The sequence below is a fragment of the Aeromonas sp. BIGb0405 genome (genome assembly GCF_024807335.1).
Lineage (GTDB): Bacteria > Pseudomonadota > Gammaproteobacteria > Enterobacterales > Aeromonadaceae > Aeromonas > Aeromonas rivuli.
The window spans coordinates 293,347-306,162 of sequence record NZ_JANUEP010000001.1; the positions used below are offsets into that span (position 1 = coordinate 293,347).

A 12,816-nucleotide genomic window follows, 5' to 3' on the forward strand; every position below is an offset into this window, starting at 1 on the left:
TTCACGCCTCGTCCAGGTGCTTGCCAAATTGGCGGGCCATGGCGAGATCGAGAAAGCCATCGGCCCGCTTGTGGCTGCGCAGGAACTGGTAATAGGCGAGCAACCTGACCAGGGCCTCCTCATCCGGCAGGGCCATGGTCGCATCCTGCTCGCAGAACAGGGTCCGTGCACCCTGCAGCGCAAGCCTGTCGACCACTTCGGCCTGGCGATAGAGGTAACCGCAGCCGGTGGCCAGCCACTCCAGAGAGCAGTTGGCGGCCATGGCAATCTGGTTTGCCTTGGCAAAGCCGGGCTCGGCCCCTTTGAGATACTTGCGAATGAGCGCCTCGCCCAAGCCCACCTTGCGGGCGAAGGCGCTCACGCTCATCTCCCCCATCAACTCCCGCAATCGCGCAGCAAAGCCTTCCATATCTCTCCCAGTCAGAACCAAAGTACGAATGACGACGGGCGCTATTATTGCCTTGCCCGGGCGCAAGGGCCAAGATAAGCCCAGCATTTATCCCAAGGAGAAGACAATGACAGTATCCCGCCTGACCCTGCACCCCCAGGGGCCCGAATTCTCTCGCATCATCATGGGTTACTGGCGCCTGATGGAGTGGCAACTCACTCCGGCCGCCCTGCTGGATCTCATCAAGTACCACCTGGATCTCGGGGTCACCACCATAGATCACGCCGATATTTATGGCGGCTATCAGTGTGAAGAGGCCTTCGGCAAGGCGCTGCGCCTCGATCCCTCCCTGCGCACGCGCATGGAGCTGGTCAGCAAGTGCGGCATCGCCCTCACCGCCAAGCCTGAACACGCCCTCAACCATTACAACACCAGCAAGGCGTATATCATCGCCAGCGCCGAAGCCTCCTTGCAGAAGCTGGCCACCGATCACCTGGACTTGTTGCTGATCCATCGCCCGGATCCCCTGATGGATGCCGACGAAGTGGCCGAGGCCTTTATCGCCCTCAAGCAGGCGGGCAAGATCAAGCACGCTGGCGTCTCCAACTTCACCGCGCGCCAGTTCGAGCTGCTGCAATCGCGTCTGCCCTTCCCCCTGGTCACCAACCAGTTGGAGATCTCCCCCCTCAACATGGATCTCACCCTGGATGGCACCCTGGACTTGTGCCAACAGTTGCGCATCAGCCCCATGGCCTGGTCTTGCCTGGGAGGCGGCAGCCTGTTCCACGATGGCCGCTTTGAGAATCTTCGCCATGAACTGGAGCGGATCCGCGAAGAGTGCGGCGCCCAGACCATAGAACAGGTGGTATACGCCTGGGTGATGATGTTGCCAAGCCGGCCGCTGCCCATCATCGGCTCGGGCAAGCGCGAGCGGATCGCCAGCGCCGTCGCCTCGGAGGCGGTGCACCTCAGTCGCCAGCAGTGGTTCCGCATTCGCAAGGCGGCCCTGGGCTATGACGTGCCCTGATCCTCATCGACAGGCTACATCAGGCACAAACAAAAACGGCATGGGGGAACCCATGCCGTTTTGCCTTATCGAAGCACCTCAACGATGACGCTGGGGGCGACCACGTGGTGCATCTGTCTTCGGTTTGGCCTGATTGACCGTGATGGTTCGTCCACCTATCTCGGTGCCATGCAAATCGGCGATCGCCTTCTCGGCCTCACCGTTTACCGGCATTTCAATAAAACCGAATCCCTTGGACTGACCGGTATCGCGGTCGATGATGATATCGACCTTCTCTACCTGTCCAAACTGGCTGAATACGGTTGTCAGTTCGTCGGCCGTCATCCGGTACGACAGATTTCCTACGTAAATCTTCATGCCATCCACTCTCGAGTCAGGGTGCCTTCTCTATGCAATCACCGACGCAGCAGCAGGGCACAACCGCTACGCCGGACTGGCCAGGGCATCATGTCCTGGCACTCCCCGCCTGACCACTCAAGCCATTGATCTCTCGAGTAAGTCCGGCGGCAAGTTCAATTCAAGTAACAGGCAGTATCTGAGCTTAACCCCAAATTGTCTAGAAATTAATCAGCCCGATTCGGCACCAATTTAGCCAATATTCGGCTCAGTGCCGAGTGGCTGTGCCAGGCCCGTTTAAAGCCAAATCGATAGATCCCCGGACTTATCTCGTGGGCCGTCTCACCAGTCAAACCCAATACCTCGGCGGCCTCATCGAGATCATCCGGGGCCAGAGCCAGATCCAGACTGAAGGCGAGCCACTCCCCGTTATGACCGACCCGCCGTTCGCGATCCACCTCAACCAGCGCCCCTCGCGCTATCGCCTTGGCCCTGTCTTGCGAACCGTTGATCAGGTAGAGATATTCTGCATCCCAGGCAAGTTCCGCCATGCGCCAGGCTTGCCAGTGGCGGGGCACCAGCATCATCAGCAGCACTATGCCGCCAAAGATGACGCCGACCCAAGGCAAAAGACCCATCTGGGGGTAGCCCTGCCAGAGCGCGACCCCGACCGCTCCCAGGCTCAACAGCAGCAGGCTCACCATGGCGGGATAGAAGCGCCCGGCCGGTGGCTGCAACCAGAAAATGCCATCCTTGCCGACCAGCTCACTCGCTTTCATCATCTTGTTCCTCTATTCAGATCCCCTTCGAGGGGCGCATTGTGGCAATAAGGTTGGAGCCGATGCAAGGTCGTGGTCCCCACTGGCCCTGCCCCCCGCTCTATTGCTATGCTGGTGACGCTCAAAGGACACCCCTTTTCCCGTTCTCCGAGAGGGCATCATGCTTATCGCCACCCTGCTCCTGCTGACCAGTACCCTGCAACCCGAAGCCATTGGCGGTTATGCCGGGGGCTGCCTGAAAAACGGCATGGCCCTGCCGCTGACCGGCCCCGGTTATCAGGTGATCCGCACCAAGCGGCTACGCTACTACGGCCACCCCGAGCTGATTCAATACCTCGAGGGACTGGCGAGCCAGACCAAGATGGCCGGTTTGCCGGATCTCTACATCGCCGATCTCGCCATGGCCCGCGGCGGCCCCTTCAGCTCGGGTCACCGCAGCCACCAGACCGGCCTCGATGCCGACATCTGGTTTCGCATGGCGAACAAGCCTATCAGCCGCTGGGAGCAGGATGCCCCCAAGGAGTGGGCGCTGATCGATGAGCCAAGCTACCGAACCCTGCCGGGTCGCTTCGGTCCCCAGCAGATGACCCTGCTGCGCCTCGCCGCCCAATCCCCCGATGTGACCCGCATCTTCATCAACCCCGTGCTCAAGGCCGAGGTGTGCAAACGTGCACCGAGCGAGCCCTGGGTGCAGAAACTCAGACCCTGGGTCGGCCACTACAGCCACTTCCATGTGCGGTTGCGCTGCCCCATAGGCAGCCCTGACTGCCTGCCCCAGGCCCCCATACCGCCGGGCAATGGCTGTGGCGCCGAACTCAGCTCCTGGATCAAGGACAAACCGCAACTCCCCAAGACCTCGACCATCTACAGCAAGCTGCCGCAACTGCCTGGCCGTTGTGAGGGGTGAGCACAGGCTGTATGGTGTGCGGGTCAATATTGAAAAATCACTGGAGAACAACAAGATGGCTACGAGTATCTGGCGCCCCTTAGGTCGGGCCTTCCTGCTGCTGTCCCTGCTGCTGACCCTGACCGGTTGCGGCATGAATACCATTCCGACCCTGGATGAACAGGTCAAGGCGAGCTGGGGTCAAGTGGAGAACCAGTATCAGCGCCGCGCCGATCTGGTGCCGAACCTGGTCGCCACCGTCAAGGGCTATGCCAGCCACGAGCAGGAGACCCTCAAGGCAGTCACCGACGCCCGCGCCCGGGTTGGCAGCCTGCAGGTAAGCGATCCGGCCCAGCTCAAGCAGTTTGAGGCGGCCCAGAACCAGCTCAGCAGTGCCCTGTCACGGCTCATGGTGGTGGTAGAACGCTACCCGGATTTGAAGGCGGATCAACAGTTCCTCACTCTGCAAGCCCAGCTTGAGGGGACGGAAAACCGTATCTCGGTGGCCCGTCGCGACTACATCGAGGCGGTGCGCCAGTTCAACACCGAGCTGCGCACCTTCCCCGGGGTGATCTGGGCCAAACTGCTCTATTCGGATCTCGAACCCAAGCCAAGCTTTAGCGCCAAGCCAGGTGCCGATGAGGCGCCCAAGGTCAGCTTCGAATGAATTCGATGATGCGCTGGCTGCTGCCCTGTCTGCTGTTGTGGACGGCGGCGCTGCAAGCCGCCCCCACCTTCCCGGCCCTCAGCGGCCAGGTGGTCGACGAAGCCCATCTGATGTCGCGCAAACAGGCTCATCAGCTGACCCAGCAACTGGCTGCCTTTGAAAAACGCAGCGGCATCCAGCTGGTGGTGGTGTCAATCGACAGCCTGGACGGCAATACCATCGAAGAGTACGGCTATCAACTGGGGCGCCACTGGGGCATTGGCCAGAAGGAGCACAACAACGGTGTGCTGCTGCTGATCGCCCAGGATGAGCGCAAGGTGCGCATCGAAGTGGGCTATGGGCTGGAGGGCGCCCTGCCCGACGCCATCGCCGCCAACATCATCCAGACCCGGATCCTGCCTGCCTTCAAGCGCGGCGACATGGTGGCCGGCATAGTCGCCGGCAGCCAGGGCATCATGCAGGCCCTGGCCGGTGAATACAAACCGGTGGAGGTGACCAAGCAGCAGGACAAGCTGGGCGGCCCCTGGCTGTTCATCCTGATGGTGATAGTGATGATCGTGCTGCACAACCTGCGAGGCGGCGGCGGGGGTGGCTCCGGTGGCCGCCGTCGGGCCGCCTATCTGGCCGGTGGCTTCGGCGGTGGTCGCGCCGGCGGTGGTTTTGGTGGCGGCGGCTTCAGCGGCGGTGGCGGCAGTTTTGGGGGCGGTGGTGCCTCCGGTGGCTGGTAATCTGGGATACAAAGAGACAACGCAATGATTTCTAAACAGTTTTATCACACCTTGCAGGCCAAGGTACGCCAAGTCGAGCAGGCCACTGACGCCGAGCTGGTCACCGTCTTGGCCCCGGCCAGTGACGGCTATCGCTACATTCCGACCCTGTGGGCCGCGCTGCTGGCCATGCTCACTCCCTTGCTGGTGTTCCAGCTCGGCTTCTGGCTCGGCTGGTACGAAATACTGCTGACCCAGTGGGCTGTCTGGCTCGCCTTGACCTTGCTGTTTCACTGGACCCCCATCAAGATGCTGCTGATCCCGAAGAAGGTCCGCCAGCACCGGGCAGCCCTGATGGCGCGGTTGCAGTTTATCGAGCAAGGCTTGCATCGCACCCACGATAGACTGGGGGTGCTGATCTTCGTTTCGGTGGCGGAACACTATGTGGAGATCCTGGTCGATGACGGTGTCGCCAAGCACATAGACAATGCCCAATGGCAGCAGATCATCGACGACTTTACCGCCCGCATCCGCAAGGGCGAGGTCGAGCCCGGTTTCATCGAGTGTGTGACCCGCACCGGTGCCATATTGGCCGATGCCTTCCCGCCCACCAATGACAAGAACGAGCTGCCCGACAGCCTGATCATTTTGGATAAACCCTGATCCGGCTTAAAAAACCGGCATTCTGCGCAAGGGATAGGCATTCGATAAAGATTCTGAAAAATAAGGGGAAAAGTGTTTGACCCCGAGTCAGCTTTCCCCTAAATTACGCCCCGTTCCGGCGCAATGGCGCAACGAACCGGTGTTGGCTGAACACCTTAAACAACAGACAAAAATTTGGTGAGGTGTCCGAGTGGCTGAAGGAGCACGCCTGGAAAGTGTGTATACGGCAACGTATCGAGGGTTCGAATCCCTCCCTCACCGCCAAATTATAAAAACCGACCTCAGGGTCGGTTTTTTGCTTTGTGGCATTGACGACTCTCGCCCGGCCAGGGGCGATGTCACCGCCTCCCCCTTCGCAGCTACCCGCTCAACCCTTGTCTCTTCTCTCCCGCCATATCACCGTCACCCAGCCAGTTCGGCACAACCCCATCCCCTTAATTCCTCATGATATTGCCGCCAAGGCCGAAACAGGATCCACAGCCAACTCGGTTTTACCTCTCAATAATGGTTCACAAGTTGGATATCATTTTGAAAAACTGATAGTTAAGTACCTACACTAGCCAGAGTTAACTACACAGGGGTCTGGATACATGAGTCTGATCGGTTTGCTGCTAGCCTTGATTGCCATATTGGGCGGCAACATGCTCGAAGGTGGTCATCCCAGCGCCCTGCTCAATCTGCCCGCCTTCCTCATCGTGATCGGGGGCACTGTCGGCGCGGCCCTGACCCAATTCCCTTTCTCCGTGGTTGGCAGAACCTTCAAGCGCTTCAAATGGCTAATCACCCCCCTTCGCCTCGACATGCAAGAGCAGGCTCAACTGCTGGAAACCCTGGCAGGCAATGCAAGGCGCAGCGGTATGCTGGCGCTGGAAGCCATGATCGACGACATCAAGGATCCCTTCTTGCAAAAGGGGGTGCAGATGATGGTCGACGGGTACGAGAAGACCAAGATCCACGAGGTGCTGGAAAACGAGATCGAGTTCGAGCAGGAAGATCTCGAGCAGACCGTCAAGTTTTATGAAGCCATGGGGGGTTACTGTCCCACCATGGGGATCGTTGGCGCCGTGTTTGGCCTGATCCACGCGATGGGTCTGCTGGATGCCCCAGACCAGCTCGGGGGTGCCATCGCGGTGGCCTTCATCGCCACCATCTACGGGGTGGGCGCGGCCAACCTGATCTTTCTGCCATTTGGCAACCGCTACAAAGGATTTGCCCATCAGATCAGGCACTACAAGGAGATGACTCTGACCGGCATCCTCTGCATCCTGGACGGCGAATCACAGCAACGGCTGCAAGTGACTCTGGAACCCTATCTCGGAGGTCATGATGGCCAAAAAGAAAAAGGCTGAATCCCCGGAGAACCATGAGCGCTGGCTGGTCTCCTATGCCGATTTCATGACCCTGCTGTTCGCCCTGTTCGTGGTGCTCTACTCCTTCGCCATGACCAAGCAGTCGGAAACCCGGGTGTTGATCCAGGGTCTCATTGAGTCGCTCGGCAAGATCGGGCTCATCTCTCCTCCCGCGGGCTCGCCGGTGATGCAAGGGGGCACCGGGATCCTCGAGCCCGATCCCAGCATCACGCCGGCTGTCCCCCAAGCAGAGCCGGTACTGAGTACAGAGGCACCCACGGTGGCGGCCGATCCCTTCAACGAAACCATTGGCGCCTCGGAGAAAGCCAATGCGGCGGAGTCTTGGCCCCATAAGAGCAAGGAGCAGGAGTGGGCAACCACCACCAAACAGAAACTGGATCAGCAGCTCAAGAGCCAGATTGAATCCAAAGAGCTGGAGGTAGAGCAGCTCGGCAGCCAGCTGGTGATCCGTATCGGCGAGAAGAGCCTGTTCCCTGCAAACTCGGCCTTCCTCCAACCCCAATTCATTCCTCTGGTCAACAAGGTCTCCGATACCCTGGCAGATATCCCGGGTATGGTGGTGGTCACCGGTCATACCGATGATTCACTGACGGCGATAGAGCTTTATCGCAACAACTGGGAGTTGTCGGTGCTGCGGGCGGCATCCATAGTCCACACCCTGCTGACCAACCCGAAGATCAATGCCAGACGAGTCATCGCTCAAGGGGTGGCCGACACCCAGCCTCGCTTTGCCAATGACACCCTCGCGCACCGGCAGGCCAATCGGCGCGTCGAAATCACCCTCTCACAAGGCAAGGCCGCCGAACGGACCCTCCCCCTCCTCACCCCCTGATAAAAAGATCCCCCCATGGGGGATCTTGGCTTTGCCGCGCCCTATTTCTCCTGCCACCGACAACACGCCTCCGCGTTTCACGGCGATTAAAAGTCATTCTCGAATGAGAAGTTTGACCCCGGTTGCAAAAAGCAATTTCTCCTTTCCTTGATTAATAATTGACCTGATGAAATGACATGTAAATCAGTATGGAACTGGCATACTACGTAGCACCCTTGTTAAGTCACATGATTAATTCGGTTAGGGAAAACCTATATGTTTGCTGATGTTGCTGTCCAGCATTGGGCCTTTGCTGTTTATGTCATTGGGGCCATCTGCATCTGTCTGACCATGATAGGCGTCGCGGCCTTGCTGGGAGGGCGAGCCTATGGCCGTGCCAAAAACAGACCCTTCGAATCCGGCATCGATTCCGTCGGCAACGCCCGTCTGCGTTTCTCCGCCAAGTTCTACCTGGTCGCCATGTTCTTCGTCATCTTCGACGTCGAGGCGCTCTATCTCTTCGCCTGGTCCGTTTCCGTACGGGAAAGTGGCTGGGTCGGTTTCATCGAAGCCACCATCTTCATCACCCTGCTGCTGGTAGGCCTCATCTACCTGTGGCGTATCGGTGCCCTCGACTGGGCCCCGAAGAAGCGCGTCCTGACTGACAAGAAGCCAGACTGATTTACCGATTATCCCTTTGAGGTTGCACCATGAAGTACACCCTGACCCGGATTGACCCGGATGCGCCCGTTGAGCGCTACCCCCAGGAACAGCGCCAGACCGTCGATGACCCGCTGGCGCAGCAGGCGACCCGCGGCATCATGATCGGGCGCCTCGAAGAGGTGCTGCAAGACACCGTCAACTGGGGCCGCAAGAACTCCCTCTGGCCCTACAACTTCGGCATCTCCTGCTGCTATGTGGAGATGTGTACCGCCTTCACCTCCCCCCATGACGTGGCCCGCTTCGGCGCCGAAGTCATCCGGGCTTCGCCCCGTCAGGCGGATTTCATGGTGATCGCCGGCACCCCCTTCATCAAGATGGCGCCTGTCATCCAGCGCCTCTATGAACAGCTGCTCGAACCCAAGTGGGTCATCTCCATGGGCGCCTGTGCCAACTCGGGCGGCATGTACGACATCTATTCCGTGGTGCAGGGGGTGGACAAGTTCCTGCCGGTCGACGTCTACATTCCGGGCTGCCCGCCCCGTCCCGAAGCCTTCCTGCAAGCCCTGATGCTGTTGCAGGACTCCATCGGCAAGGAGCGCCGCCCCCTCTCCTGGACGGTGGGCGATCAGGGGATCTACCGTCCCCAGATGCAGGCCGAGAAGGATCGCAAGCGGGAAGATCGCATCCAAGTCACCAACCTGCGCACGCCGGATGAGATCTGACCATGAAACTGACTCGAGAATTCCCAAGCAACTACACCATGGCCCAGGGGCAGACGGCGGATCACGCCGATGCCCAGGTGGTCGGCGAGCTGTTTGCCCATTTCGGCGCCGAGCGCTTCACCGTCCAGACCACCCGCACCGGGGTGCCTGTGCTCTGGCTCTCCCGCGATCTGCTGCAGGACGTGATGGGCTTCTTGCAAAAACTGCCCTCCCCGTTCGTGATGCTGTTTGATCTCAGCGCCACCGACGAGCGAATGCGCAGCCACCGCCACGGCCTGCCGGGCAGCGACTTCACCGTCTTCTACCACCTCATTTCCATCGACCGTAACGCCGATGTGATGCTGAAGGTGCCGCTGATGGAGAGCGATCTGCACCTGCCGACCATCAGCCGTCACTTCCCCAACGCCAACTGGTACGAGCGGGAAGTCTGGGATCTGATGGGCATCACCTTCGATGGCCACCCCCACCTCACCCGCATCATGATGCCCAAGAGCTGGCAGGGACACCCGCTGCGCAAGGACTACCCGGCCCGGGCCACCGAGTTCGATCCCTTCATGCTCGACGCGGTCAAGCAGGATCAGGAACAGGACAACCTGCTGTTCAAGCCCGAAGAGTGGGGCATGAGCCGGGGCAACGAGAACGAAGACTACATGTTCTTGAACCTCGGCCCCAACCACCCCTCCGCCCACGGCGCCTTCCGGCTGGTGCTGCAGCTCGATGGCGAGGAGATCCGCGACTGCGTGCCCGACATCGGCTATCACCACCGGGGTGCCGAGAAGATGGGCGAGCGCCAGTCCTGGCACAGCTACATCCCCTACACCGACCGGGTCGAGTACCTGGGCGGGGTGATGAACAACCTGCCCTATGTGCTGGCGGTCGAGAAGCTGGCGGGGATCACCGTGCCCAACCGGGTCGACATGATCCGGGTGATGATGGCGGAGCTGTTCCGCATCCAGAGCCACCTGCTGTTCCTCGGTACCTATATCCAGGACGTGGGGGCCATGACCCCGGTGTTCTTCACCTTCACCGACCGGCAGAAGATCTACCTCATCATCGAGGCCATCACCGGCGCGCGCATGCACCCGGCCTGGTTCCGCATCGGCGGCGTGGCGCACGATCTGCCCATCGGCTGGGCCCGCCTCATCCAGGACAACCTGCTGAGCTGGCTACCCAAGCGGCTGATGGAGTATGAGAAGGCCGCCATGCGCAACAGCATCTTGCGCGGTCGCACCATAGGCGTCGCCGCCTACAACACGGCGCAGGCGCTGGCCTGGGGCACCACGGGCGGCGGTCTTCGCGCCACCGGCCTCAACTTCGACGTGCGCAAGTGGCGCCCTTATTCCGGCTACGATCAGTTCGAGTTCGAGGTGCCGGTAGGCAGCAATGGGGATGCTTACGATCGCGCCACCGTGCGCATCGAGGAGATCCGCCAGAGCATGCGCATCATAGAGCAGTGCATGAAGAACATGCCGGAGGGGCCCTTCAAGGCGGATCACCCGCTCACCACACCGCCGCCAAAAGAGCGCACCCTGCAGGACATCGAGACCCTGATCACCCACTTCCTGCAAGTGTCCTGGGGGCCCGTGATGCCGGCCGCCGAGTCCTTCCAGATGATAGAGGCGACCAAGGGGATCAACAGCTACTACCTGACCAGCGACGGCTCCACCATGAGCTACCGGACCCGGATCCGCACCCCGAGCTTTGCCCACCTGCAGCAGATCCCCTCGGTGATCCGCGGCCAGATGGTGTCGGATCTCATCGTCTACCTGGGCAGTATCGATTTCGTTATGTCGGATGTGGATCGTTAAGTCCCCGCAGTGACGGGACAAGAAGAATAAACGACAAAAGGTTAAGTCATGAGCCAGCAATGTCAGTGCAAAAATACATCGTCCTCAGCGGGACAGAGTGCGTGTCAGGGCAAGGGCGACGGATTCGCCCTGAGCCAGGCCGAGCGCGACGCCATCTTGCATGAGACGCACCACTACGAAGATCCCCGCGCCGCCAGCATAGAAGCACTCAAGATAGTGCAGCAGGCCCGCGGCTGGGTGCCGGATGGTGCCATCCATGCCATCGCCGCCGCGCTCGGCATCCCCGCCAGCGATGTGGAAGGGGTCGCCACCTTCTACAGCCAGATCTTCCGCCAGCCGGTAGGCCGCCACATCATCCGTGTCTGCGACAGCATGGTCTGCTACATCAACGGCCATGAGCAGCTGCTGGCCGGTCTGAAAGAGGTCATGGATCTGGCCCCCGGCCAGACCTCGGCCGACGGCCGCTTCACCCTGCTGCCGGTCTGCTGCCTCGGCAACTGCGACAAGGGGCCGGCGCTGATGATCGACGACGATACCTACGGTGGGCTCGACGCCGTCAGTCTGCTGAAAACCCTGGAGGCTTACCCATGAGCCTGCAACCAAACAAGACACTCGCCTCCCTCGGCACCGCCAACCGCATCGCCCGTGCCCCCGAGACCCATCCGCTCACCTGGCGGTTGCGCGATGACGGCCAGCCGGTCTGGCTGGACGAATACCAGAGCAAGCAGGGCTACGAAGCGGCCCGCAAGGCACTGAGTCAGATGAGCCCTGACGAGATAGTCGGCACAGTCAAGGACGCGGGCCTCAAGGGGCGCGGCGGCGCCGGCTTCTCCACCGGGGTGAAGTGGGGCCTGATGCCCAAAGACGAGAGCATGAACATCCGTTACCTGCTCTGCAACGCCGACGAGATGGAGCCGAACACCTACAAAGACCGGCTGCTGATGGAGCAACTGCCCCACCTGCTGATCGAGGGGATGATCATCAGTGCCCGGGCCCTCAAGGCCTACCGTGGCTACATCTTCCTGCGTGGTGAATATGTCGATGCCGCCATCCACCTGCGCCGTGCGGTGGAAGAGGCCAAGGCCGCCGGCCTGCTCGGCAAGAACATCCTGGGCTCGGGCTTTGACTTCGAGCTGTTCGTCCACACCGGCGCAGGGCGTTACATTTGTGGCGAAGAGACGGCGCTCATCAACTCCCTGGAAGGGCGCCGCGCCAACCCGCGCGCCAAGCCCCCCTTCCCCGCCGTCTCCGGCGTCTGGGGCAAGCCGACCTGCGTCAACAACGTCGAGACCCTGTGCAACGTGCCCGCCATCATAGGCAACGGCGTCGAGTGGTACCAGGGATTGGCGCTGCCAGGCTCGGAAGATCACGGCACCAAGCTGATGGGCTTCTCCGGCAAGGTCAACAACCCGGGTTTGTGGGAGCTGCCCTTTGGCATCACCGCCCGCGAGCTGTTTGAGAACTACGCTGGCGGCATGAAGAGCGGTTATCGCCTGAAGGCCTGGCAACCGGGCGGTGCCGGCACCGGCTTCCTGCTGCCCGAGCACCTGGATGCCCAGATGTATGCCGGCGGCATCGGCAAGGTCGGCACCCGTATGGGGACGGGCCTCGCCATGGCGGTGGATGACAGCATCAACATGGTCGGACTCTTGCGCAACATGGAGGAGTTCTTCGCCCGTGAATCCTGCGGCTGGTGCACCCCCTGCCGCGACGGCCTGCCCTGGAGCGTCAAGATCCTGCGGGCCCTGGAGCGAGGCGAAGGCCAGCCCGAGGATCTTGCCACCCTGGAGCAGCTGTGCAGTTTCCTCGGCCCGGGCAAGACCTTCTGCGCCCATGCCCCCGGCGCCGTCGAGCCCCTTGGCAGTGCGATGAAGTACTTCAGGTCCGAGTTCGAGGCCGGGGTCAAGGCCCCCCATGACAATCACAAGCTGTTCAAGGGTATCCAGCCCAATCTGCTGGGCGAGCGCTGGTAATACGCCAGAACGCATC

General features: G+C 60.8%; 15 protein-coding genes and 1 tRNA gene. 13 read left to right on the forward strand and 3 right to left on the reverse strand.

What is annotated here, in order from left to right; all coding sequences use genetic code 11:
- Position 1 precedes the first annotated feature (1 nt).
- Positions 2-409, reverse strand: coding sequence for a helix-turn-helix transcriptional regulator (locus tag M2366_RS01440; protein WP_259236725.1), 408 nt, complete (start codon positions 407-409; stop codon positions 2-4).
- Between the two features lie 106 nt (positions 410-515).
- Here M2366_RS01440 and M2366_RS01445 point away from each other — a divergent pair, with 106 nt between their 5' ends.
- Positions 516-1,415 (forward strand): aldo/keto reductase family oxidoreductase, encoded by a 900-nt coding sequence (locus M2366_RS01445; RefSeq protein WP_259236726.1) that lies wholly within the window; start codon positions 516-518, stop codon positions 1,413-1,415.
- A gap of 78 nt (positions 1,416-1,493) precedes the next feature.
- Here the strand turns inward: M2366_RS01445 and M2366_RS01450 are convergent, their stop codons facing one another.
- Both M2366_RS01450 and M2366_RS01455 read right to left on the reverse strand, forming a co-directional pair.
- Positions 1,494-1,772: an RNA-binding protein gene (locus M2366_RS01450; protein ID WP_083940371.1), complete on the reverse strand. Its 279-nt coding sequence runs from the start codon at positions 1,770-1,772 to the stop codon at positions 1,494-1,496.
- A 206-nt stretch (positions 1,773-1,978) separates the two neighbouring features.
- A complete protein-coding gene (locus tag M2366_RS01455; protein ID WP_259236805.1) occupies positions 1,979-2,530 on the reverse strand; it encodes a hypothetical protein in 552 nt (183 codons plus the stop codon).
- A 160-nt stretch (positions 2,531-2,690) separates the two neighbouring features.
- Here M2366_RS01455 and mepA point away from each other — a divergent pair, with 160 nt between their 5' ends.
- From mepA to nuoF, 12 genes are all read left to right on the forward strand, one after another.
- On the forward strand, positions 2,691-3,437 hold the full coding sequence (gene mepA, locus M2366_RS01460) for a penicillin-insensitive murein endopeptidase (protein WP_042043701.1): 747 nt from the start codon (positions 2,691-2,693) through the stop codon (positions 3,435-3,437).
- A 55-nt stretch (positions 3,438-3,492) separates the two neighbouring features.
- On the forward strand, positions 3,493-4,083 hold the full coding sequence (locus M2366_RS01465) for a LemA family protein (RefSeq protein WP_224432661.1): 591 nt from the start codon (positions 3,493-3,495) through the stop codon (positions 4,081-4,083).
- Entirely contained in the window at positions 4,080-4,811 is a 732-nt protein-coding gene (locus M2366_RS01470) for a YgcG family protein (RefSeq protein ID WP_224432660.1), read from the forward strand. Before M2366_RS01465 ends, M2366_RS01470 begins: the two co-directional genes overlap by 4 nt.
- 24 nt (positions 4,812-4,835) lie before the next feature.
- Positions 4,836-5,453 (forward strand): TPM domain-containing protein, encoded by a 618-nt coding sequence (locus M2366_RS01475; protein ID WP_259268769.1) that lies wholly within the window; start codon positions 4,836-4,838, stop codon positions 5,451-5,453.
- 176 nt (positions 5,454-5,629) lie between these two features.
- Positions 5,630-5,717: transfer RNA gene (locus tag M2366_RS01480), tRNA-Ser, on the forward strand.
- Between the two features lie 326 nt (positions 5,718-6,043).
- The gene (locus M2366_RS01485; RefSeq protein WP_042043695.1) at positions 6,044-6,802 is read left to right on the forward strand and encodes a flagellar motor protein; all 759 of its coding nucleotides are present in this window, start codon (positions 6,044-6,046) and stop codon (positions 6,800-6,802) included.
- A complete protein-coding gene (locus M2366_RS01490; RefSeq protein ID WP_259268770.1) occupies positions 6,780-7,655 on the forward strand; it encodes a MotB family protein in 876 nt (291 codons plus the stop codon). Before M2366_RS01485 ends, M2366_RS01490 begins: the two co-directional genes overlap by 23 nt.
- A gap of 255 nt (positions 7,656-7,910) precedes the next feature.
- A complete protein-coding gene (locus M2366_RS01495; RefSeq protein WP_042043692.1) occupies positions 7,911-8,315 on the forward strand; it encodes an NADH-quinone oxidoreductase subunit A in 405 nt (134 codons plus the stop codon).
- A gap of 29 nt (positions 8,316-8,344) precedes the next feature.
- Positions 8,345-9,019, forward strand: a complete 675-nt coding sequence (locus M2366_RS01500) for an NADH-quinone oxidoreductase subunit B family protein (RefSeq protein WP_259236730.1) — start codon at positions 8,345-8,347, stop codon at positions 9,017-9,019.
- A 2-nt stretch (positions 9,020-9,021) separates the two neighbouring features.
- The gene (gene nuoC, locus M2366_RS01505) at positions 9,022-10,827 is read left to right on the forward strand and encodes an NADH-quinone oxidoreductase subunit C/D (protein ID WP_259268771.1); all 1,806 of its coding nucleotides are present in this window, start codon (positions 9,022-9,024) and stop codon (positions 10,825-10,827) included.
- 48 nt (positions 10,828-10,875) lie between these two features.
- Positions 10,876-11,418, forward strand: coding sequence for an NADH-quinone oxidoreductase subunit NuoE (nuoE, locus tag M2366_RS01510; RefSeq protein ID WP_259268772.1), 543 nt, complete (start codon positions 10,876-10,878; stop codon positions 11,416-11,418).
- Positions 11,415-12,800, forward strand: a complete 1,386-nt coding sequence (nuoF, locus tag M2366_RS01515; protein ID WP_259268773.1) for an NADH-quinone oxidoreductase subunit NuoF — start codon at positions 11,415-11,417, stop codon at positions 12,798-12,800. Before nuoE ends, nuoF begins: the two co-directional genes overlap by 4 nt.
- Positions 12,801-12,816: the final 16 nt, after the last annotated feature.